The following is a 21817-nucleotide window of genomic DNA, read 5'->3' as shown; positions in this document are numbered from 1 at the left end:
TATTATTTTTTACCTTTTAAATTTATTTTAACATCAGATAAATCAACAAGATTTTTTTTGTAGTTATTTCTAACAAAGCCTTTGCTAGTAACATCTTTTATAATTTTAAGTAATTGATTTTGATCTTCGGTATTTTCTTCTTCTGGCAAAGATCTATCTGAGCCACCAATAGATGGAGTGTGTGCTAGATCTTCTCTATTTTGATACGAAATAGCAAGTTCTCTAAATATATAATCAAGTATTGAAGAGGCACTCATTATTCTATCATTACCATGAACTTTTCCAGATGGTTCAAATTTAGTATCAACATAAGCACTAATAAACTCATCTAAAGGAACACCATATTGCAGACCAAGTGATATTGCTATTGCAAAATTATTCATCAAAGCTTTTACCAATTCTCCTTCTTTGCTTGTATCTATGAAAATTTCACCAATTTTACCATCTTCATACTCACCAGTATGCAAATAAACTTTATGGTCACCAATGGTAGCTTTTTGAATATAACCTTTTCTTCTATCAGGCATGCTAAATCTTTTACCCACACCTTCGTTAATCTGTTTAACAAAAGCAGTATTATTTTCTTTTGAAACAATTTTGGGTTGGCTTTGTTCAGTTATAATATCTAATTTTTTAGGCTCAATTACTTTATTATTTGGATCTAAGCTTTTTGTTTTTCTCGTATCAAGCTTAACATCTAGAACTTCAAATTTACCATCATCACGCTTTTCAAGGTTTGCTAACTCGGTTTCATTAATATCATCCAGATAATGATTAACTTTAAAGCTACATGTATAATAAGTTTCTACTAAATATTTTGCCATTTTTCCTTTTTTTAATTTTTGTTATGAATCTTAAGATAATTAATTTATATACAAATCCATACTTTAGTCTAATTTATATTATACAATTTAAGATTGAAGAATAGGTAAAATTACATGTTGACATTTTTAAAAAAAATTTTCATTTGGTGGAATCAAGAAACACTGGGAACAAAATTAAAAACAATTTTTTCAGGTAAGTTAGTTGGAAAAGACTCAATCGGTAATAAATATTATCAGAATAAAACTGGAAAAAGATGGATAATTTATAGTGGAGAGATTGATGCCTCAAAAATACCAAGTGAATGGTATTCGTGGATGCACTTTACTAATAATAGAATTGAAAATAATCATGATTTAAAAAAATATAGTTGGCAAAAACCCCATCTGTCGAATCAAACAGGCACAGAAAATGCTTATCACCCAAATAGAAATAATGAACAAATTAAAAAGAAATACACAAGTTGGAAAAATTAATTTTATATTAATTTTATTTAATTTTTTTTTAATAAATATTTCATCATCTGTTAATGCTCAAGAAGACTTAAGTGGTAAGTTTATTGAAATCAAAATTTTAGATAAAGTTAGTTCTAAAACTAACCTTTTAAAATTAAAGATAGGGGAGCAAAAAAAATTTAAAAATCTATTAATTAAAAGCTTAAAATGTAAAAATTCAGAGTTTGATGATAACCCTGAGATAACAGCTTATATTCAAGTGAAAGATCTAACAAGCGAAGACAACAATGAAGTTTTTATATTCAATGGTTGGACTTTTTCATCAAGTCCAGCAATCAACCCATTTGATCATCCTGTTTATGATATGTGGCTTACCAAATGTTATTAAATAACTTTTTCGTTATCTAACCAACCCACATTGAAATCTGAGTCTAAAAATTTTTTGTGGTTAAGTAGAATTTTGTGAAGAGGTATTGTTGTTGTAATTCCTTCAATCACAAACTCATCTAAAGAACGATTCATTCTCTGAATAGCCTCTGTTCTATTTCTTCCATGTGTAATCACTTTGCAAACCAAACTGTCATAGTACGGTGTAACTTTGTAACCTTGAAAAATTGCCCCGTCTACTCTTGTCCTAAAACCTGATGGCTGATGACACATCCCTATAGTTCCAGGAGATGGTTGAAAATTTTTACTAGCATCTTCTGCATTAATTCTGCACTCAATAGCATGTCCTCTTGGATTAATGTCGCTTTGTTTAAGAGCTGTTTCTCCATTGTATGCTATCCAAATTTGCTCTTTAATTATATCAATACCAGTAACCATTTCTGTAACTGGATGCTCCACTTGAATTCTAGTATTCATTTCTAAAAAATAAAATTTTCCATTTTCATAAATAAATTCAACAGTTCCAGCTCCCTCATAACCAATTTTACTGACCATGTTTACAGTTCTTTCAAAAAGATCTTTTCTGATCTGATCTGTTAAAACTGGGCTTGGAGTTTCTTCTATTAACTTTTGATGTCTTCTTTGAACAGAACAGTCTCTTTCATGCAAATGAACAGTTCTATTTTTTCCAGATAATACTTGAACCTCAATGTGTCTTGGATTTTGGAAAAATTTCTCAATATATATCTCATCGTTACCAAAATACTTTTGGGCTTCAGATTTTGCTGTCGAGAATAATGTTTCAAATTCTTCTTCTTTACGAACAATTTTCATTCCTTTTCCACCACCACCAGCAGATGCTTTAATCAAAACTGGAAAACCTATTTTTTTACAAAGTTCTTTAGCTGCTTTTATATCTGTTATACCACCCTCAGAACCCTCAATAACAGGTAGGCCATGCTCTTTAGCAATTTTCTTTGCTTGAATTTTATCTCCCATCATTTCTATAAGCTTTGAAGACGCGCCAATAAACTTAATGTTATTCTCTTCTAATACTCGTGCAAAATTTGCATTTTCAGATAAAAAACCATACCCAGGGTGAACTGCCTCTGCTTTTGTAAGTTCGACAGCAGACATTAACGCTGGAACATTTAAATAACTATTTGATGGTTGATGAGATCCAATACAAACACTTTCATCAGCAAGTCTTACATGCATACTATCTCTATCTACATCTGAGTGAACAGCAACAGTGGCTATTCCCCATTCCTTACATGCACGAATAACCCTAACTGCAATTTCCCCACGGTTTGCAATTAGAATTTTTTTAAACATTATTCAACAATGATAATAGTTTGACCATACTCAACTGGTTGGCCGTCTTCTACACAAATTTCTTTTATAGTTCCATCTACTGTAGAAGGAACATGATTCATAGTTTTCATAGCCTCAACTATCATAACTGTTTCGCCTTTTTTAATTTTTTTACCAACTTCCGCAAACTTCTTAGCTCCAGGTTCTGCTGCAAGATAAGCCGTACCTATAATCGGAGACTTAACTTCAGTTCCGGATGCATCTTTAGATTTGGTTGGGTTAGATATTGGGGTAGGTGAGGCAACACTTACAGCTTGATTTGAGCTAGTTAAGTTTGATTTTGATACTTTGATTTTTGTATCTTTGTCTGTGTATTCAATTTCAGTTAAATTAAATTCATTTAAGTATTCAGTTAATTCCTTAATAATTTTTTTATCTATTTTCATTTCTGTAGCATGTTTTGCATTGCAATTATGGCTAAAATATAACCGTTATCACCTAAACCAAAAATTCCACCATTAGCAATATCACTGATTAAGGATTTATGTCTAAATTCCTCTCTTTTATATATATTTGATATGTGAAGTTCAATGATTGGTTTTTTATAAACATCTAAGGCATCCCTGATAGCAACAGATGTGTGGGTAAAGCCAGCAGCATTAATAATTATGCCATCAAACTTACTCTTAGCTTCTTGTATGGTCGTAACTATTTCACCTTCTATATTTGACTGAAAAAACTCTAAATTAATATTTAATTCTATAGCTTTACTTAAACAATTTGTTTTCAATTTATCAAAAGTTATTGATCCATATTGTGATTGTTCTCTTTCACCTAATAGATTAAGATTAGGACCATTAATAATTATAATATTATTACTCATCAGATTCTTATACATTATGAAAAAAATAAAAAAAATAAAAATTAAGATAAACGGTAAATTTTCGTCAATAAATGAAAATTTAAGCCTCTCAATTTTTCTAAAACAACTTAAAATTCCTCTAAAAAAAGTAGCAATTGAATTGAATCAAGAAATAATAGATAAAAATAAAACTTATAAAATTAAACTAAAAAAAAATGATAAAATAGAGATAGTTCATTTTATTGGAGGTGGATAGAAATGAATAAAGATAAATTAATAATTGCTACGAAAAAATTTACTTCTAGATTAATAGTTGGTACTGGAAAATATAAAAGTATGTCAGAATGTGCAAAAGCTATAAAGTTATCTGGTGCTGAAATAGTAACGGTTGCTGTAAGGAGAGTTAATATTTCAGATAAAAAAAAACCATTATTAATGGATTATATAGATCCAAAAAAAATTACTTACCTACCAAATACAGCTGGGTGTTTTAGCTCTGAAGAAGCCCTCAGAACACTGAGGTTAGCTAGAGAAATTGGTGGTTGGAAATTAGTAAAACTTGAAGTTTTAGGAGATAAAAAAAATCTATTTCCTGATATGATTGAAACTTTAAAATCTACTGAAGTTTTAACTAAAGAAGGATTTAAAGTGATGGTGTATTGCAGTGATGATCCTTTAATGGCAAAAAGATTAGAAAATGTGGGGGCTTGTGCAATTATGCCTCTAGCAGCACCTATAGGTTCTGGTCTTGGAATTCAAAACTCAACAAATATTAAAATTATAAGAAATCAGACAAAACTTCCTGTAATCATTGATGCTGGTTTAGGTCAAGCATCAGATGCAGCAATTGCAATGGAGCTTGGTTGTGATGGAGTTTTGGCCAATACAGCAATCGCAAAAGCTAAAAAACCATTTCAAATGGCAGCAGCTTTTAAAAATGCTGTTATTGCTGGAAGACAATCTTTTTTAGCAGGACGTATAAAAAAATCTATATATGGTAATGCATCTTCACCAACAATTGGAATTATTTAAGCAGCTGGTTTTTTAAAAAATTTCTTTTTAAAAAAAGGTTTTTTCTTAAAAGGCTTTTTTTTATTTGTATTTTCAAAAGATTTAACCTCCTTTTTCTGTTCCTCTAGATTTTTTAGTTTTTCTAGATGCTCTACAGTTTCTATTGTTTTTTTAGTTTTATTTTGGAGATCAATTATATATTCAGGAATAATAAGAGAGTTATCTGCAATTATATCTATTTTGATCAAGTTTTTTTCCTCAAAGTATTTCAAGTCTTCAATGAAGTTTTCCTTCATGAAGTCTGATATTTTTTCACAGATCTTCAGTTCTACAAACTTTGCTTTTGTTAAAACAGCTTTAACCTCTACTAATTTAAGAATTTTCATAGCAAAAGATTCATCCGTAAGAGTAACTTTCCATTTTACAGCACTTTCTCGAAGTCTTTGTCTAGACATCTCCAACAATCCAAAAGTACTAATTCTTCCTATTTGAATTCTTGCTCTATCAGTTCTACATTTCTCTTTAAGTTTTCGTTCAACCAATCTTCTATTTCCAAAGCTTAGCATGTCAATAAAATCAATAATTATTAAACCAGATAAATCTCTGATTTTAATCTGTCTAGATATTTCTTCTGCCGCTTCAAGATTTGTATCTAAAGCAGTACTTTCAACATTTTTTTGTTTTATTGAGCTTCCTGAATTTATATCAATTGAAACTAATGCTTCTGTTGGATTAATCACTAAGTATCCTCCAGATTTTAATTTAATTTCCGAGTCATAAATTTGGTTTAACTTTTCTTCAATATTCTCTTTAAAAAATAAGGGAACTTTTTCTCTATATTTCTTTATTTTTTTAACATGAGATGGCATCATTAATTTCATGAAACTTTGAGCTTTTTTATAACCATCATTACCCTCAATCACTATGCTATTAGTATCATCATCATACATATCTCTTAAAGTTCTTTTTATAATATCACTTTCTTGATGAATTAAAGATGGTGCTATAGAATTTAAAGCAGTTTCTTTAATTCCATTCCAAGTTGTTAATAATGTTTGAAGATCATGATCTATGTCATTTTTTGTTTTGTTCGACCCTGCAGTTCTGACTATAAGACCCATTTCTTTTGGTATACTTATATCATTTAAGATTGTTCTAATTTTTTTTCTCTCACCAGGATTAAAAATTTTTCTCGATATTCCACCACCTTTCGGTGTATTGGGCATTAAAACAATATATTTTCCAGCAATAGAAATAAAAGTACTTAATGCAGCTCCTTTTTGTCCTCTCTCATCTTTTAATACCTGTATCAAGATTACTTGATTAGGCTTTATAACTTCTTGAATTTTGTATCGTTTAGATCTAAATCTTGATGTTGGTTTTTTTATTTCAGGAATCTGTACCTCTTGATTAATATTTTCACCATCAGTTAATTCGTCTACTATAGTTGTTTCATCAGATGAGCTTAATTCTATTTCAGGTTCAGACTTTATCTCAACTGGATCATTAATTTCTAAGTTACCTTCATTAATATTTTTTTGCTCTTCTTTTTCACCTTCTTTTAAAAGCTCTTCTCTCTCTCTTTCTTCTTCCTCTTTTATTTTAGCTAAATCACTTTGAGGGATTTGATAGTAGTCTGACTGAATATCATTAAATGATAAAAAACCATGTCTATCTCTTCCAAAATCAATAAAGGCAGCTTGAAGAGAAGGCTCTACTCGACTAACTTTTCCGAGGTATATATTATTCTTGATTAGGTTATTTTTTAAACCTTCGTATTCGTAGTCTTCAATATTATCACCAGATTTAAGCACGACTTTAGTTTCATTAGGATGCGAAGCATCAATGTATAAATTTTTTTCCATATATTTTTGATTAGTTGTTTCATTTTATTTAAATAATTTTAAATTTTGTTTGAATTCAGAGTGCCTTAACTTTAACAAATTCACATGTATATTATACTAAAATGTACCGAATTCTTAAAAATATATTTATACTAATTATAAGCTTTGGTCTATTAAGTGCATTTTCTGTATTGGCTGTTTTATGGGCTTTTTCTAATAATTTACCAGATTACAAATTTCTTAAAAGTTACAAGCCACCAGTTTCAAGCAAAGTTTATTCGGGTGATGGAGAACTAGTTAATGATTTTTCAACTGAAAAAAGAATTTTTGTTCCCTACAATACAATATCTCAAAAAGTAATCAGATCTTTCTTATCAGCTGAGGATAAAAATTTTTACTCACATCCAGGTGTTGATGCAAAAGGAGTGTTAAGGGCAATAGTTAATAATATCTCAAATATTGCATCATCAAGAAGGTTGGAAGGCGCATCAACTATAACACAGCAGGTCGCAAAAAATTTTTTATTAACTAATGAAGTTAGCTTTAATAGAAAGATAAAAGAAGCAATTTTAGCTTTTAGAATAGAAAGAGCACTTTCGAAAGAAAGAATATTAGAACTGTATTTAAATCAGATTTATCTTGGAGGAGGAGCTTATGGAGTAGCTTCTGCAAGCTTAGAATATTTTGATAAATCTATTAGTGAACTCAATTATGAAGAAGCCGCTTTATTAGCGGCGCTACCAAAGGCACCAAGTAGATATAGCCCTTATAAAAATATAGAATTAGCTAAATTTAGAAGAGATTTGGTTTTAAAAAATTTATTTGAAAATAAATACATAAATAAAACTGAATACGAAAAATTTCTTAATAAAAAAATTATACTAAAAAAAAGAAAAAAAACTTTCACGGAAGACACCAGTTACTATGTTGAGGATATAAGAAAAAATGTTGTAGACCAACTTGGTTTTGATAGAGTTTACAAGCAGGGATTAAATATAAGCACTCCAATAAATCTAGGTTTACAAAAAATTGCTATAAAATCTTTAAGAGAAGGTTTGATTGATTATGATAAAAGAAAAGGATGGCGTGGACCTCTTCTAAGAGGAAAAAAAAAAACAAACTGGAAAGGTAATTTAGAAAAATTTGAATTAGAAGGGTCAATTAATTGGAATTTAGCTATAATAAAAAAAGTTGATAAATTTTCTGTGGAAATTGAAACCAAAAATAATCTTAATGGTATTATTAAATATGAAAACATATCTTGGATTAAAAAAGAATTTAATGAAATTTTAAAAGTCGGAGATGTAATTTATGTAGAAAATTTAAATAATAATATATTTTCTCTAAGACAATTACCGTTAGCAAACGGAGGTATAGTTGTAATGGACCCTTTTACAGGTAGAGTCTTGGCATTAAGTGGAGGTTTTAGCTTTAAAAAAAGTGAGTTTAACAGAGCTACTCAAGCACTAAGGCAGCCGGGCTCAGCATTTAAACCATTTATTTACGCGTTAGCTTTAGAAAATGGTTACACACCATCTACTTTAATTTTAGATGCTCCATTAGTTTTAGAGCAAGGATATGATTTAAAAATGTGGAAACCTGAAAATTATGGAAAAAAATTTTATGGGCCATCCACATTAAGAATGGGATTGGAAAAATCTAGAAATCTAATGACAGTTAGAATTGCACAAGATCTTGGTTTAAAGAAAATAGTTAATTTTTCAAAACAGCTAGGTATTTATGATAACCCTAGTGAGCTTTTATCAATTTCTTTGGGTTCGGCTGAAACAACACTGTTAAAACTTACATCAGCCTATTCTTCATTTGTTAATGGTGGAAAATTAATAAAACCAATTATGATTGATAGAATTCAAGATAGTGAAGGGAATACAATTTTTAACAATGAAAAAAGAAAGTGTGTAAACTGCGATCAAATATCTTTTTTAAGTGAAAATTATCCTGAAATAGAGGATGAATTTCTTCAAATATTTTCCCCCCAGACAGCTTATCAGATGACCTCAATACTAGAAGGCACCGTTCAAAATGGAACAGGAAAAAAATTAAAAGATCTTAATTTAGATTTAGCTGGTAAAACAGGTACAACAAATGGCAATACTGACACTTGGTTTATTGGCTTTACCTCAAAGCTTGCAATTGGTGTATATGTTGGGTCAGATAATCCTAAATCATTAGGTAAGTATGAAACGGGTGCAAAAACTGCGTTACCAATATTTAAAAGTTTTGTAAAAAATGCAGTAAAAAAAGAAGACGCAAGGCCATTTAAAGTGGCAGATAATATTTTAATGAAAGTTATAGATCCATTAAGTGGTGAGAAAGCTTTATCAGACAGTAAATTTACTATAATTGAAGCTTATAAAAACACTAAAATGAATAATGTTTTAAACAAAGATATTAATAATAGATTAAAAAATGATAATATATTAAGGTTCTATTAATGGAAAATGAGTATTTAAATCATAGATCTGAAATAACAAAAATTAATCAAAGAGTTAAGGAGTATCTTTGAAAAAAATAATATTTATTCAAAATTAGAAGAAAATAATAAAAAAATGCTAGAGAGTAGTTTCTGGCAAGATAAATCAAATTCACAGAAAGTAATTAAAGAAAAAAAATTATATGAGGATTTAATAAACTCATATGATAATTCTGTAAAGTCGTTAATAGATCTTCATGAGCTAAATGAATTAGCTTTAGAAGAAAAAAATCAAATAATCATTTCTGATGTTTTAGAGAATATTAAAGATTTAAAAAAATTAGCTAAAAAAAATGAAACAAAATGCTTTTTATCAAATGAAACTGACAGTTTTGATAGTTACATAGAAATTCATGCTGGAGCTGGTGGCACTGAAAGTCAAGACTGGGCTGAAATGTTAAGAAGAATGTATTTAAAATGGTCTATTATTAAAGGTTTTAAATCTCAGTTAATAAGTGAACACAAAGGTGATGAAGCAGGCATAAAATCATCAACAATAAAAATAGAAGGAGATTACGTTTTTGGATGGTTAAAAGCAGAGTCAGGTATTCATAGATTGGTGCGAATTTCTCCATTTGATTCTGGAGCAAGGCGACATACAAGTTTTGCTAGTGTTTGGATTTATCCAGTAGTAGATGAAAATATAGATATTGAGATTATAGAAAAAGATTTAAGGATTGATACGTACAGATCTAGTGGGGCAGGTGGACAACATGTTAATACAACTGATAGTGCCGTGAGAATTACACACATACCATCTAAAATAGTTGTTCAATGTCAAAATGAAAGGTCACAACATAAAAACAAAGATACGTGTATGAATATGCTTAGAGCAAGGCTTTATGATTTTGAAATGAAAAAAAGAGAGAAAGAAAGTCAAACAGTAGAGTCTTCAAAATCAGAAATAGGTTGGGGACACCAAATAAGATCTTATGTTCTTCATCCATATAGAATGGTTAAAGATAATCGAACTAGTTTTGAAAGTTCAAATCCTGATAAAATATTAGATGGAGAAATAGACGACTTTTTAGAAAGTTCATTGTATAAAATAAAATGATTAAGAAGATATCTAAAATTATATTAATAGTACTTGCAATTTTAGTGTTAGCAATTTTTTTTTTAAGCATTTTTGGTTTAAAAACAGATAAATTTAACAATCAAATTACCAATAATGTTTTAAAGATAAATAAAAAAATTAACCTAACCATAATAGGTGATGTAAAGTATTTATTAAACCCTTACAATTTTACTATAGATATAAAAACTAAAAATCCGCAAATATCAATAGAAAAAAGAAGTTTTGAAATAAAAGATATTCAAACGAGTGTAAATTTAAAATCTATAATTGATAATCAATTTTCAATTAATTCTCTTAAATTTAGAACAAAAGAAATTAAACTTAATGACATAATTGAGTTAGGTAGAATGTTGCAAAATTCTCCAGAACTTTTTGTCTTAAGCACAATTATTAGAGATGGATTGGTAACTGCAGATGTCAGTTTTAACTTTAATAAAAAAGGAAAAATTAAAAAAAACTATAAAATTGAAGGTTCAGTTAGGAAGGCAAATCTAAATATTCTTAATCAGATTAAATTTCAAAATTTAAATTTTAACTTTAATATAGATAAAAATATTTACTCATTAAAAAAAATAAACTCTAAAATTAATAATATCAATATAACGTCTCCCTTAATTGAGATTAAACAAAAGAAAAATTCATTTTTTGTTAATGGTCAATTTTTAAATGACAAAAAAAACTTTGATATCGAAGAGCTTAAGTTAATCTTTTCTAATTTACCTTACAGCACAGACATAAAAAAAATTGAATTTAGTTCGAAGAGCAAATTTTCTTTTAATATTAATAAAAAATTTAAATTTGATAATCTTAAAGTTGAATCCATTATCGATTTAGAGAAACTAATTTTTAATAAAAAAAACTCAAATTTAAAAACATATTTGCCAAGCTTTATTGAAGAGATAAAATTAGAAGAGCATAATATTGCTATTAATTATAATAAAGATAAATTTGATATAAAGGGTAAGGGTAATATTGTACTAGATAATAAAACTGATAAAATATCATACCGTGTAATAAAAGATAAAGATAATATTTCATTTGATTCAAAAATAGATTTAAATAATAATTCATTAATAATAAATTTCTTGGACTATGAAAAAAAAGAAAATTTAAAATCTTTAATTTTAGTTAAAGGCAACTATAAAAAAGATGATTATTTAAATTTTAGTTTAATTAATCTAAAAGAGAATAATAATGAAATTTTAATTAAAAATTTAGATTTAAATAAAGATTTTGAAATTATAAATATTGAAAATTTTGATATTGATTATGAAAATAATAAAAAGATTTTAAATAAATTTAAATTAAAAAAAGTTAATTCAAACTTTATAATTAAGGGAGATAGTTTTGATGCTTCAAAAATAATCAATACTATTATGGATAGTGATGATGAAAGCCCATCTATCTTCAAGGCTCTAAATACAAAGATTAATATTAAAATTAAAAAAACTTATATTGATGAGGTAAATTATATAAATAATCTTTATGGAAATATAAATTTTATTAATAATAAAATATATGATTTAAAATTAGAGTCTACTTTTCCAAATGAAAAAAAAATTAATTTTTCTATAAAAACTAATAATAACTCAGAAACTGTAACTAAGTTATTTACAGCTTACCCAAAACCTTTAGTTAAAAGATATGATTTTATTAAAGGATTTGAAGAAGGAAATTTAGATTTTTATTCCATTAAAAAAAAAGGAGTCTCTAATTCAGTTCTTGTTATTGATAACTTTAAAGTTAAAGAAGTACCTATCTTTGCTAAGCTTTTGAGTCTAGCTTCTTTGCAGGGAATGGCTGACTTATTAACTGGTGAAGGTTTAAGATTTACTGATTTTGAAATGAATTTTTCAAACAAAAAAGGTCTTACAACAATCGAAGAAATGTATGCAATCGGTCCTGCTGTTTCTATTTTAATGAATGGATATATTGAAAGTAAAAAATTAGTAAGCTTAAGAGGTACATTAGTACCAGCCACAACAATAAACAGATCTATAGCATCCATACCCTTGTTAGGAAAAATTTTAATTGGTGATAAGACTGGTGAGGGTATTTTTGGTGTTAGTTTCAAGATTAAAGGTCGGCCAAAAGACTTAAAAACTTCTGTAAACCCGATCAAAACTTTAACCCCAAGGTTTATAACTAGAACTTTAGAAAAGATTAAAAAGAACTAATTTAATTTAACTTTAATGTGTCTTTTTTTACCCAAAGAAAGTTTAATCAAATCATCTATAAATAAATCTTTAGTAACTATTAATTTTTCATTACCAATAATTTGATTGTTAATTTTAACTCCATTTCCTTTAATTAATCTTCTTATCTCACTTTTTGAATTTTCTAATTTAGATAAAATTATTAAATCAATAATATTTATTTTAGCTTTAAGTTCTTTTTCATTTATTGAGATAGAAGGTAGATTATCTCCCACAGAATTGTCAGTGAAAGTTTGTTTAGCAGTTTCTTCACTATTTTTTGCATTTTGTTCACCATGCAACATTTCAGTTGCTTTATTTGCCAACAAAATTTTTAATTCATTAATATTATTATTTTTAATTTTTTCAATTTCATCAACATTTAAATCTGTAAAAATTTTAAGAAATTTTAAAACATCTCGGTCATCTATATTTCTCCAAAATTGCCAATAATCATAAGAGGAAAGAAATTTTTCATCCAACCAAACAGCACCCGATTCTGTTTTGCCCATTTTGGCACCAGATGCTAAAGTTATAAGTGGTGTTGTTAAACCATAAGCCTGTTTGTTTGAATGTCGTTTTATTAAGTCTACGCCATTTACAATATTACCCCATTGATCAGATCCACCTATTTGCAAAACACAATTTTCTTTTTTATTTAATTCTAAAAAATCATAAGCTTGAAGAATCATATAATTAAATTCCATATAACTTAATGACTGTTCTCTTTCCAATCTAGTTTTTACACTATCAAAGCTTAACATTTTATTAATTGTAAAATGCTTCCCAATGTCCCTTAAAAAAGAAATATAATTTAAACTTTTTAGCCAAGTAAAATTGTTTACAAATATTGGCTTAGTTTTTGAGTCCGTGTCATCTAAAAATGTTTTTAGTATTTTCTCAATATTGTTAATATTTTTTTCGATTTCATCCTCAGATAAAATTGTTCTAGTTCTGTCTTTTCCCGATGGATCTCCAATTCTAGTTGTTCCACCACCTAGCAACACAATTGGACGATGACCATGTTTTTGTAGTAATCTTAAACACATAATTTGTAGAAGACTGCCAACATGAAGGCTTTCTGCCGTACAATCAAATCCGATATACGCATTAATTTTTTGTTTATCCATCAACTTGGATAAATTTTCTTCTCCTGTGCACTGGTAGAAGAAACCTCTTTCTTTAAATTCTGTTAAAAATTTATTCATAAATATGTTAACTACAATATACAATATTTATAAAAAAAAAATAAGAATGGAAAAATTTTATACATCTTTGGGGTTAATGAGTGGTACTTCAATGGATGGAATTGATGCATCCATCATTAAATCAAATGGTGAAGATAAATACGAAACAGTTTTTGACCAATATTTTAAATATGATGAGAATATATATAGAGAACTGGTTAATATCAGGAATAAAATTAACTCTTCTAGAGATTTAGAGATTAATTCAACTATATTAAGTGAACTTGAGAGAAAAATTACATTATTTCACGCTGTTATTTGTAAAAAAATTATAAGTGATTACTCCTCTGATATAGATTTAATTGGATTTCATGGACAAACCATATTTCATAGTGCTAATGAGAAAACTTCAAAACAACTTGGTGATGCTAATTTACTATCATCGCTTTTAAAGAAAAAAGTTATCTATAATTTTAGAGAAAATGACATACTTAATGGTGGTCAAGGTGCACCTTTAGCACCTATTTTTCACCAAATACTAGTAAACAAAAATCAAATTAGATTACCCATATGCATATTAAATATTGGCGGCATAGCAAACATAACAATAGTTTCTTCTAAAAATTCTAATGATTTAAAAAGTTATGACATTGGACCGGGTAATTGTTTATTAGATGAATGGACAAGAATAAATAGTGAAAAAAGATTCGATAAAAACGGTGAATTAGCTAAAGCAGGAAAAACAAATGAAGTTATTTTAAATCAAGCAATTGAAAATTTTGATAATATAAAAAGTAACAACAACCTTTCATTTGATGTGAAAGATTTTGATTTAAGTTTTGTGAGAGGATTATCAATGGAAGATGGACTATCAACTTTAACTGATTTTACAGCTTCTATCATTTATAAATCAATTATTAATTCTATTAATTTAAGTAAAGATAGAGGGCTAAACATACTTATTTGTGGAGGAGGTAGAAAAAACCTGTCTTTATTAGGTAGTATTAAAAAAAAACTTCCATCTAGCATAAACCTTTCGCTAATAGATGATTATAAAATTAATGGTGATTTTGTGGAATCACAAGCTTTCGCATATCTTGCAATAAGATCTTATTTAAATAAAAAAATATCTTTTCCTAAAACGACTAATGTTAAAAATTCATGCACAGGTGGAGTTTTAGTTCAAAATTATTAAAATAAAGCAGATTCTTTTTTAATATATTTGTCCAAACTTTTTACTAACACATCTTCTGTTTTAGTAAAAAAATGATTAGCATCATTTACTGCTTGAAAATCTACCTTAATTCCTTTTTGAGCACTTAATCTTTTATCAAGATCAGCAATATGCTCTTGTGGCACTAGCTCATCTTTTTTTCCATAAATCATTAAGCCTGACGTGGGGCATGGTGATAAAAAAGAAAAATCATACACATTTGGCTGAGGTGATATAGCGATAAATCTATTTATCTCAGGTCTTCTCATAAGTAATTGCATAGCTATTAGAGACCCAAAAGAAAATCCTGAAACCCAGCACTGTGAGTTATCAAAATTTTCTCTTTCTAACCAATCTAATGCAGCTGCAGCATCTGCCAATTCACCTTGACCATTATCAAACTCGCCATCACTTTTTCCAACACCTCTAAAGTTTACTCTACAAACTGAAAATTCATTTTCCATAAAGGTATGAAATGTATCTACTACAACTTTATTATTCATTGTTCCTCCATATTGAGGATGAGGTTGTAATACTAACGCTATTGGTGATGTAATTTTATTGCTCTTATAATATTTAGCTTCCATTCTTCCGGCAGGGCCAGGTATAAAAACTTCTACAATTTTGTTATCCATAAATGATATTGATTATTATTCTCAAAAAAAAATACACTTATCACAACTAAGCGACAATATGTTAACTTTTTTATGAAATGTATACTTGACTAATTTAGTCAGGTTTGTATAAAAAGCCTTCTTAAATAAGGGTAAAATGAAATTAACATCAAAAGGTAGATATGCAGTAATGGCATTAGCTGATCTCGCTAAGTTTAATAGTGTTAATCCAGTATCTTTAAGAGATATATCGTTAAGACAGGGAATTTCCTTGGACTTTTTAGAACAAATTTTTTCTAAATTAAAAAAATACAATATTGTGAAAAGCATTAGAGGAACTAATGGTGGCTATATCTTAAACAAAGAACCAGAAGAAATTAAATTAGCAAATATACTTAGTGCTGTAGATGAAGAAGTTAAAACTGTTCAATGTAAAAAAGAGTCTAAAAAAGGATGTAACAGCAAGACAACAAAGTGTATTACTCATAATTTGTGGGATGAACTTGAGCTTCATATCAATAATTTTTTTGAACAAAAAAATTTAAAAGATCTTATAAGCAACTCATCAGAAAGTAGAAATTAAAATGGACGCTAGAGAAAAAGAAATAGAAAAATTAAAAGATTATAAATATGGATTTTCAACTGACATTGAAAGTATAACAGCACCCAAAGGCTTAAATGAAGAAGTAATTAAATTTATTTCAAACATAAAAAAAGAACCTAAATGGATGCTTGATTTTAGATTAAAAGCATTTGAAAGATTTAAACAATTAAAAGAACCAGATTGGCAAAAACCTAAGTATCCAAAAATTGATTATCAAGATTTATATTATTATTCTGCACCAAAAAGTATGGACGATAAACCTAAAAGTTTAGACGAATTAGATCCAAAACTTTTAGAAACATATAAAAAACTTGGGATCCCACTTCAAGAACAAGCAAGATTAAATGGTATTGCAGTCGATGCAGTATTTGACTCTGTCTCAGTTGCCACAACTTTTAGAGAAGAACTGTCTAAGCTAGGAATTATCTTCTGTCCTATATCGGAGGCTATTCAAAATCATCCTGAACTAGTTAAGAAATATTTAGGATCTGTAATTCCTACAACTGATCATTTTTTTGCAACTCTTAATTCTGCTGTTTTTACCGATGGTTCATTTGCATATATACCTGAGGGCGTAAGATGTCCGATGGAATTATCAACTTACTTTAGAATAAATGCTTCAAACACAGGTCAGTTTGAAAGAACTTTAATTGTTGCAGATAAAGGAAGTTATGTAAGTTATTTAGAAGGATGTACAGCTCCTATGAGAGATGAAAATCAATTACATGCTGCTAATGTAGAGTTGATAGCACTAGATGATGCTGAAATAAAATATTCTACAGTTCAAAATTGGTATCCTGGAGATAAAGATGGAAAAGGTGGAATATATAATTTTGTTACTAAACGAGGTTTGTGCAAAGGTAAAAATTCTAAAATTTCATGGACACAAGTAGAAACAGGATCTGCTATTACCTGGAAATATCCAAGTTGTATTTTAAAAGGGGATAATTCAATTGGAGAGTTCTATTCAATTGCAATTACAAATAATCATCAAAAAGCTGACACAGGTACAAAAATGATCCATTTAGGTAAAAATACAAAGAGTAAAATTATTTCGAAAGGAATAAGTGCAGGATTTTCAGATATGACTTACAGAGGCCTTGTTGATATTTCCTCTAAAGCATCAAATTCTAGCAATTATACTCAATGTGACTCATTATTAATGGGTAATAAGTGTGGAGCACATACAGTTCCATATATTAAAAATAAAAACTCAGAATCAAATACTGCTCACGAGGCAACAACTTCAAAAATAAGTGAAGAACAACTTCATTATTGTCAGCAAAGAGGTTTGAGCCAAGAAGAAGCAGTTGGACTAATAGTGAATGGATTTTGTAAAGAGGTATTACAACAGCTACCGATGGAATTTGCTGTAGAAGCTCAAAAGCTAGTTGGTATTAGTTTGGAAGGAAGTGTTGGCTAATGTTAAAGATAAATAAATTAAATGCAAAGATAGATAGCAAAGAAATTTTAAAAGGGCTTTCTCTTGAAATAAACCCAGGAGAAGTCCATGCTATAATGGGTCCAAATGGATCTGGAAAAAGTACGTTATCAAATATTTTATCAGGTAAAAAAGGATATGAAGTTTCAGGGGAGGTTCTTTTTGAAAATAAAAATTTATTTGATTTAGAAACAGAGGAAAGAGCACACAAAGGTATCTTCTTAGCATTTCAGTATCCTTTAGAAATTCCTGGTGTCAATACGAATATATTTCTAAAAACCTCATTAAATGCAGTGAAAAAAGCAAGAGGTGAAAAAGAGCTTGATGCTATCGAATTTTTAAAATTAGTTAAAGAAAAAGCAAAAGAACTTAAGTTTGATGAAGAAAAACTAAATAGACAATTAAATGTTGGTTTTTCTGGTGGAGAAAAAAAGAAAAATGAAATTTTGCAAATGTCATTGTTAGCACCAAAGTTATCAATTTTAGATGAAACCGATTCAGGATTAGATATTGATGCTTTAAAAATTGTTGCTGATGGGGTGAATACTTTAAGGGATAAGAAAAATTCTTTTCTAATAATTACGCATTACCAAAGGCTGCTAGATTATATTAAACCTGATTTTGTGCATGTATTGAAAGATGGAAAAATTATCAAATCTGGTGGAGCAGAGTTAGCATTAGAACTAGAAAAAAAAGGATATGAAAGTTTTTAATTTTATGAAAGAACAACTTCAAATAGATTTTGATAATATTATAAAAACTTCAAGTTTCACCAAAAGAGATATTGAGCTTAAACAAAACTCTTTGAATGAATTTATAAAAACAGGTTTTCCAAACAGAAGACAAGAAAACTGGAAATTTTCTGATTTAAATCAAATAATTAAAAAAAATATTGGTGATCTTAGTTTTTATAATGATTATTCATTATCAAATAAGATTGATACATCAGTATTTATTGATGGATTAGAGCATAACAAGATCGTCTTTATAAATGGTAGGATTGAAAAAATTGATTTTGATTATGAAAAGAAAGATAAGATAGAAATAATTGATGAGCCAGAAATTGATAATAGGTCAAATAACTTTAACACTTTAATTGATTTAAATAAGGCTTTTACCGATAAATCTTATAAAATCTTGATTAAAAAAGGTTATCAATTAGTAAAACCTTTAATAATTTATCATATAACAAATGATAAGATTAAGACCAAAAACATAAATTTAAGCTTAGATTTTCAATTAGAAGAAAATAGCTCTCTAAGAATAATAGATTTATTTAATGATAATTCAGAAAAAAATTTTTTAAATATTTTTTATAATTTTGATTTAAAGCAAGATGCAATTTTAAAAAATTATAAAATTGATAAAATAAAAAATAAGAATGTAAAATATTCTTTTAATAACATTGAACAAGCTGATAACAGTATATCGGAAACATTTATTTTATCATCTGGATCACATTTTTTTAAGAATGAGATTAATTGTAACTTAAATGGAAAAAATTCATCAGCATTTATAAATGGTATTTTTTCACTTTCTGATGATAGACATCATGAAGTTAGAACTACAATAAATCACCTAACAGAAAATACTAAAAGCTATCAACTAATTAAAAGTGTCTTAGACAATAATTCTAAGGCTGTATACCAGGGAAAAATATTTGTTAATTCAGAAGCACAAAAAACAGATGGATATCAACTAAGTAAAGCAATTTTATTAAATGAAGCATCTGAATTTAATGCAAAACCAGAATTAGAAATTTATGCAGATGATGTTAAATGCTCACATGGTTCTGCATCAGGTAGTTTAGATGAAGACTCTATATTTTACTTAATGTCTAGGGGATTAAATTATCAACAATCAAGAGAACTTTTAATTAATGGGTTTTTACTAGATGTAATAGAAAAAATAACAGATTCTGAAATTAAAAATTTAATAAAAAACACGATTGGACTTAAAGAATGAATATAGAAAAGATAAAAAAAGAGTTTCCTATTTTTGATGAAAAAATTCAAAATAATGATTTGGTCTATCTTGATAGTGCAAATTCTTCTCAAAAACCAAAGGTTGTAATAGATAGAATTAATGAATTCTATACTAAACAATTTTCCAATGTAGGGAGAAGTGTTCATTATCTTGCAGTTGCTGCTACAAATTTATATGAGAACACAAGAACTTCAGTTCAAAAGTTTATTAATGCCAAGGATAAAAATGAAATTGTTTTTACTAAAGGTGCAACAGAAGCACTTAATCTAGTTGCTAATACATTGGGTCAAAATTATTTACAAGAAGGTGATGAAGTGCTCATCACTGAATTAGAACACCATTCTAATTATGTACCTTGGCATTTTTTAAGAAAATCAAAAAATATAAAAATAAATTTTGCTGAAATCAATGATGATGGTGAAGTTACATTAGAAGAGATAGAAAAAAAAATTACCTCTAGAACAAAAGTAATTTCAATTACACATTTATCAAATGTTACTGGTGCTATTTTGCCAATTAAAGAAATAACAGAGCTTGCTCATTCAAAAGGAATAATTGTTGTAGTTGATGGTTGTCAGGGTGCTCCTCATTTAAGATTAGATATGCAAGATCTTGATTGTGATTTTTACGCAATTTCTTGTCACAAAATGTATGGCCCAACTGGTTTAGGAATTTTGTATGGTAAAAAAAAATGGCTAGAAGAATTGCCACCATATCAAGGTGGTGGTGGAATGATCAATGAAGTTAAAAAAGATAGAATTTCTTATGGTGATTTACCCAATAAATTTGAAGCAGGAACTATGGCTACAGCTCAAGTGATTGCATTTGATCAGTCTATTAAATTTTTAGAAAGAATTGGTATAGATAATGTGGTGAAACATGAAGCTGACTTAGTTGAATATGGGCAGAAACTATTACAAAAAAATAACTCAGTTAAATTAATTGGTAATCCTAAAAATAAAGGTGGAGTTTTATCTTTTACTATTGAGGGTATTCACCCACATGATGTAGCAACTATCTTAGATGAAGATGGAGTCGCAATTAGAGCGGGCCATCATTGCTGTCAAATCCTACATGATAAATTAAATATACCTGCAAGCTCTCGAGCATCTGTTGGAATTTATAATACGAGAGAAGATTTAGATAAACTTAATGATGCAATAAATAATTGTAAAAAAATTTTTAATCAAAAATGAACTTAAAAGAATTATATCAAGAAATAATACTAGAGCATGGTAAAAATCCAAGAAACCTTGGTAAGACTGATGATTTTAATAAAGACGCTAAAGGACATAATCCTTTATGTGGTGACAATGTACATGTTTATTTAAAACTTAATGGACAAAAAATAGTAGAAGATATTTCTTTTGAAGGTAGTGGTTGTGCTATCTCAATGGCGTCAGCTTCAATTATGACAGACTTAATTAAAGGTAAGAATGAACATGAAGCTAAAGAAATTATTGAAGATTTTTTAGGAATGATAAAAGAAAATCCTAAATTAAATTCAGAAAATTTAAAAGAGGATGAAAAAACTAAATTAATGTGCTTATCTGGAGTAAAAAAATATCCAATGAGGGTAAAATGCGCAACTTTATCATGGCACACTTTAGTTTCTGCGATTGACAATACTCAAGAAGAAATTAATACTGAAAAATTAGATTAAATTATGGATTTAAGAGAACAAGTAATAGCTGAAATTAGAAAAATTTATGACCCAGAGATACCGGTCAATATTTATGAATTAGGTTTAATTTATGATGTTAAGGTAAACGAGACTAAAGCTAAAATTATAATGACCTTGACTACACCAAATTGTCCTGTTGCAGAAAGTTTACCTCAGGAAGTTAAAGATAGTGCGATGCAAGTAGAGGGTATTGAAGAAGTTGATCTAGATTTAGTTTTTGAACCACCTTGGGAAAAATCAATGATGTCGGAAGCTGCTAAATTGGAGTTAAATCTATAATGAATCCTATAATTAAATTAAGTGATAATGCTGCAAGTCGTATTAAAGAAATTATGTCTGGAGTTGAGTCGAATTCAATTGGTGTTAGAGTTGCAGTTAAGTCTGGTGGTTGTGCTGGCATGTCTTATGTAATGGAATATGCAAAAGAAATTAACCCATCAGATGAAATAATTGAAGACAAAGGTGTTAAGGTTTTTGTGGATGCTGCAGCCGTTATGTACTTATTGGGCACTGAAATGGACTATAAAAAAGAAGAATTTTCATCATCATTTGTATTTAATAACCCCAATGAATCTGAGCGTTGTGGTTGTGGTGAATCATTCAAAGTTTAATATTACTTTAACGCA

At 28.2% G+C, this 21817-nt stretch carries 23 protein-coding genes; 16 read left to right on the top strand and 7 right to left on the bottom strand.

Annotated elements, in window-relative coordinates; translation table 11 throughout:
- Positions 1-2 precede the first annotated feature (2 nt).
- The gene (locus ABXT47_RS04350; protein WP_415307911.1) at positions 3-824 is read right to left on the bottom strand and encodes a ribonucleotide reductase; all 822 of its coding nucleotides are present in this window, start codon (positions 822-824) and stop codon (positions 3-5) included.
- 114 nt (positions 825-938) lie between these two features.
- On the opposite strand from ABXT47_RS04350, the gene ABXT47_RS04345 reads away from it, so the two are divergent.
- Both ABXT47_RS04345 and ABXT47_RS04340 read left to right on the top strand, forming a co-directional pair.
- Positions 939-1298: an NADH-ubiquinone oxidoreductase subunit NDUFA12 family protein gene (locus ABXT47_RS04345; protein ID WP_415307910.1), complete on the top strand. Its 360-nt coding sequence runs from the start codon at positions 939-941 to the stop codon at positions 1296-1298.
- The gene (locus ABXT47_RS04340) at positions 1258-1665 is read left to right on the top strand and encodes a DUF2155 domain-containing protein (RefSeq protein WP_415307909.1); all 408 of its coding nucleotides are present in this window, start codon (positions 1258-1260) and stop codon (positions 1663-1665) included. The genes ABXT47_RS04345 and ABXT47_RS04340 overlap by 41 nt, the downstream gene beginning before the upstream one ends.
- Here ABXT47_RS04340 and accC read toward each other — a convergent pair.
- From accC to aroQ, 3 genes are read right to left on the bottom strand one after another with little or no spacing between them, the layout of a single operon-like run.
- Entirely contained in the window at positions 1662-2999 is a 1338-nt protein-coding gene (gene accC, locus ABXT47_RS04335; protein ID WP_415307908.1) for an acetyl-CoA carboxylase biotin carboxylase subunit, read from the bottom strand. The genes ABXT47_RS04340 and accC overlap by 4 nt on opposite strands.
- Complete coding sequence (locus tag ABXT47_RS04330; protein WP_415307907.1) at positions 2999-3424, bottom strand: acetyl-CoA carboxylase biotin carboxyl carrier protein; 426 nt, start codon at positions 3422-3424, stop codon at positions 2999-3001. Before ABXT47_RS04330 ends, accC begins: the two co-directional genes overlap by 1 nt.
- Positions 3421-3861, bottom strand: coding sequence for a type II 3-dehydroquinate dehydratase (gene aroQ / locus ABXT47_RS04325; RefSeq protein ID WP_415307906.1), 441 nt, complete (start codon positions 3859-3861; stop codon positions 3421-3423). Before aroQ ends, ABXT47_RS04330 begins: the two co-directional genes overlap by 4 nt.
- A 16-nt stretch (positions 3862-3877) precedes the next feature.
- Here aroQ and thiS point away from each other — a divergent pair, with 16 nt between their 5' ends.
- Both thiS and ABXT47_RS04315 read left to right on the top strand, forming a co-directional pair.
- Positions 3878-4096, top strand: coding sequence for a sulfur carrier protein ThiS (gene thiS, locus ABXT47_RS04320; RefSeq protein ID WP_415307905.1), 219 nt, complete (start codon positions 3878-3880; stop codon positions 4094-4096).
- Between the two features lie 2 nt (positions 4097-4098).
- The gene (locus ABXT47_RS04315; RefSeq protein ID WP_415307904.1) at positions 4099-4872 is read left to right on the top strand and encodes a thiazole synthase; all 774 of its coding nucleotides are present in this window, start codon (positions 4099-4101) and stop codon (positions 4870-4872) included.
- On the opposite strand, the gene ABXT47_RS04310 is transcribed toward ABXT47_RS04315, so the two are convergent.
- Positions 4869-6716, bottom strand: a complete 1848-nt coding sequence (locus ABXT47_RS04310; RefSeq protein ID WP_415307903.1) for an Rne/Rng family ribonuclease — start codon at positions 6714-6716, stop codon at positions 4869-4871. The genes ABXT47_RS04315 and ABXT47_RS04310 overlap by 4 nt on opposite strands.
- Before the next feature lie 101 nt (positions 6717-6817).
- Here ABXT47_RS04310 and ABXT47_RS04305 point away from each other — a divergent pair, with 101 nt between their 5' ends.
- From ABXT47_RS04305 to ABXT47_RS04295, 3 genes are all read left to right on the top strand, one after another.
- Positions 6818-9151, top strand: coding sequence for a penicillin-binding protein 1A (locus ABXT47_RS04305; protein ID WP_415307902.1), 2334 nt, complete (start codon positions 6818-6820; stop codon positions 9149-9151).
- A protein-coding gene (prfB, locus tag ABXT47_RS04300) for a peptide chain release factor 2 (RefSeq protein WP_415307901.1) occupies positions 9151-10246 on the top strand; the annotation gives its coding sequence in 2 pieces (ribosomal slippage) (positions 9151-9195 and positions 9197-10246; 1095 coding nt in all). Before ABXT47_RS04305 ends, prfB begins: the two co-directional genes overlap by 1 nt.
- Positions 10243-12444, top strand: a complete 2202-nt coding sequence (locus ABXT47_RS04295; RefSeq protein ID WP_415307900.1) for a hypothetical protein — start codon at positions 10243-10245, stop codon at positions 12442-12444. Before prfB ends, ABXT47_RS04295 begins: the two co-directional genes overlap by 4 nt.
- Here the strand turns inward: ABXT47_RS04295 and tyrS are convergent.
- Positions 12441-13670: a tyrosine--tRNA ligase gene (gene tyrS, locus ABXT47_RS04290; protein WP_415307899.1), complete on the bottom strand. Its 1230-nt coding sequence runs from the start codon at positions 13668-13670 to the stop codon at positions 12441-12443. The genes ABXT47_RS04295 and tyrS overlap by 4 nt on opposite strands.
- 46 nt (positions 13671-13716) lie before the next feature.
- On the opposite strand from tyrS, the gene ABXT47_RS04285 reads away from it, so the two are divergent.
- Positions 13717-14844 carry an anhydro-N-acetylmuramic acid kinase gene (locus ABXT47_RS04285; protein WP_415307898.1) on the top strand — a complete coding sequence of 376 codons (1128 nt, stop codon included), beginning with the start codon at positions 13717-13719 and terminating at the stop codon, positions 14842-14844.
- On the opposite strand, the gene ABXT47_RS04280 is transcribed toward ABXT47_RS04285, so the two are convergent.
- Positions 14841-15485 (bottom strand): alpha/beta hydrolase, encoded by a 645-nt coding sequence (locus ABXT47_RS04280; protein WP_415309365.1) that lies wholly within the window; start codon positions 15483-15485, stop codon positions 14841-14843. The two genes, ABXT47_RS04285 and ABXT47_RS04280, sit on opposite strands and share 4 nt — an antisense overlap.
- A 148-nt stretch (positions 15486-15633) precedes the next feature.
- Between ABXT47_RS04280 and ABXT47_RS04275 the strand changes: the two genes are divergently transcribed.
- The 8 genes from ABXT47_RS04275 to ABXT47_RS04240 are packed head-to-tail and all read left to right on the top strand — an operon-like array spanning position 15634 to position 21802.
- Positions 15634-16059 carry an RrF2 family transcriptional regulator gene (locus tag ABXT47_RS04275; protein ID WP_415307897.1) on the top strand — a complete coding sequence of 142 codons (426 nt, stop codon included), beginning with the start codon at positions 15634-15636 and terminating at the stop codon, positions 16057-16059.
- Position 16060: 1 nt separating this feature from the next.
- Entirely contained in the window at positions 16061-17503 is a 1443-nt protein-coding gene (sufB, locus tag ABXT47_RS04270; RefSeq protein ID WP_415307896.1) for a Fe-S cluster assembly protein SufB, read from the top strand.
- Positions 17503-18234 carry a Fe-S cluster assembly ATPase SufC gene (sufC, locus tag ABXT47_RS04265; RefSeq protein ID WP_415272176.1) on the top strand — a complete coding sequence of 244 codons (732 nt, stop codon included), beginning with the start codon at positions 17503-17505 and terminating at the stop codon, positions 18232-18234. Before sufB ends, sufC begins: the two co-directional genes overlap by 1 nt.
- A complete protein-coding gene (sufD, locus tag ABXT47_RS04260; protein ID WP_415307895.1) occupies positions 18221-19486 on the top strand; it encodes a Fe-S cluster assembly protein SufD in 1266 nt (421 codons plus the stop codon). The genes sufC and sufD overlap by 14 nt, the downstream gene beginning before the upstream one ends.
- Positions 19483-20703 (top strand): aminotransferase class V-fold PLP-dependent enzyme, encoded by a 1221-nt coding sequence (locus ABXT47_RS04255; protein ID WP_415307894.1) that lies wholly within the window; start codon positions 19483-19485, stop codon positions 20701-20703. The genes sufD and ABXT47_RS04255 overlap by 4 nt, the downstream gene beginning before the upstream one ends.
- The gene (gene sufU, locus ABXT47_RS04250; RefSeq protein WP_168606512.1) at positions 20700-21170 is read left to right on the top strand and encodes a Fe-S cluster assembly sulfur transfer protein SufU; all 471 of its coding nucleotides are present in this window, start codon (positions 20700-20702) and stop codon (positions 21168-21170) included. Before ABXT47_RS04255 ends, sufU begins: the two co-directional genes overlap by 4 nt.
- Positions 21171-21173: 3 nt before the next feature.
- Entirely contained in the window at positions 21174-21470 is a 297-nt protein-coding gene (locus ABXT47_RS04245) for an iron-sulfur cluster assembly protein (RefSeq protein WP_168606511.1), read from the top strand.
- On the top strand, positions 21470-21802 hold the full coding sequence (locus ABXT47_RS04240) for a HesB/IscA family protein (protein ID WP_020169243.1): 333 nt from the start codon (positions 21470-21472) through the stop codon (positions 21800-21802). The genes ABXT47_RS04245 and ABXT47_RS04240 overlap by 1 nt, the downstream gene beginning before the upstream one ends.
- Positions 21803-21817: the final 15 nt, after the last annotated feature.

It is taken from the genome of Candidatus Pelagibacter sp. Uisw_099_02 (assembly GCF_047727625.1).
GTDB lineage: Bacteria > Pseudomonadota > Alphaproteobacteria > Pelagibacterales > Pelagibacteraceae > Pelagibacter.
The sequence above is the reverse complement of the archived record's forward strand: the minus strand, read 5'-3'. Positions and strand labels throughout refer to the sequence as shown.

Bases quoted from the DNA above. Each gene is read 5' to 3' on its own strand.
- ABXT47_RS04350 (WP_415307911.1), bottom strand. From the start codon at position 824: ATGGCAAAATATTTAGTAGAAACTTATTATACATGTAGCTTTAAAGTT.
- ABXT47_RS04345 (WP_415307910.1), top strand. From the start codon at position 939: ATGTTGACATTTTTAAAAAAAATTTTCATTTGGTGGAATCAAGAAACA.
- ABXT47_RS04340 (WP_415307909.1), top strand. From the start codon at position 1,258: ATGAACAAATTAAAAAGAAATACACAAGTTGGAAAAATTAATTTTATA.
- accC (WP_415307908.1), bottom strand. From the start codon at position 2,999: ATGTTTAAAAAAATTCTAATTGCAAACCGTGGGGAAATTGCAGTTAGG.
- ABXT47_RS04330 (WP_415307907.1), bottom strand. From the start codon at position 3,424: ATGAAAATAGATAAAAAAATTATTAAGGAATTAACTGAATACTTAAAT.
- aroQ (WP_415307906.1), bottom strand. From the start codon at position 3,861: ATGAGTAATAATATTATAATTATTAATGGTCCTAATCTTAATCTATTA.
- thiS (WP_415307905.1), top strand. From the start codon at position 3,878: ATGAAAAAAATAAAAAAAATAAAAATTAAGATAAACGGTAAATTTTCG.
- ABXT47_RS04315 (WP_415307904.1), top strand. From the start codon at position 4,099: ATGAATAAAGATAAATTAATAATTGCTACGAAAAAATTTACTTCTAGA.
- ABXT47_RS04310 (WP_415307903.1), bottom strand. From the start codon at position 6,716: ATGGAAAAAAATTTATACATTGATGCTTCGCATCCTAATGAAACTAAA.
- ABXT47_RS04305 (WP_415307902.1), top strand. From the start codon at position 6,818: ATGTACCGAATTCTTAAAAATATATTTATACTAATTATAAGCTTTGGT.
- ABXT47_RS04295 (WP_415307900.1), top strand. From the start codon at position 10,243: ATGATTAAGAAGATATCTAAAATTATATTAATAGTACTTGCAATTTTA.
- tyrS (WP_415307899.1), bottom strand. From the start codon at position 13,670: ATGAATAAATTTTTAACAGAATTTAAAGAAAGAGGTTTCTTCTACCAG.
- ABXT47_RS04285 (WP_415307898.1), top strand. From the start codon at position 13,717: ATGGAAAAATTTTATACATCTTTGGGGTTAATGAGTGGTACTTCAATG.
- ABXT47_RS04275 (WP_415307897.1), top strand. From the start codon at position 15,634: ATGAAATTAACATCAAAAGGTAGATATGCAGTAATGGCATTAGCTGAT.
- sufB (WP_415307896.1), top strand. From the start codon at position 16,061: ATGGACGCTAGAGAAAAAGAAATAGAAAAATTAAAAGATTATAAATAT.
- sufC (WP_415272176.1), top strand. From the start codon at position 17,503: ATGTTAAAGATAAATAAATTAAATGCAAAGATAGATAGCAAAGAAATT.
- sufD (WP_415307895.1), top strand. From the start codon at position 18,221: ATGAAAGTTTTTAATTTTATGAAAGAACAACTTCAAATAGATTTTGAT.
- ABXT47_RS04255 (WP_415307894.1), top strand. From the start codon at position 19,483: ATGAATATAGAAAAGATAAAAAAAGAGTTTCCTATTTTTGATGAAAAA.
- sufU (WP_168606512.1), top strand. From the start codon at position 20,700: ATGAACTTAAAAGAATTATATCAAGAAATAATACTAGAGCATGGTAAA.
- ABXT47_RS04245 (WP_168606511.1), top strand. From the start codon at position 21,174: ATGGATTTAAGAGAACAAGTAATAGCTGAAATTAGAAAAATTTATGAC.
- ABXT47_RS04240 (WP_020169243.1), top strand. From the start codon at position 21,470: ATGAATCCTATAATTAAATTAAGTGATAATGCTGCAAGTCGTATTAAA.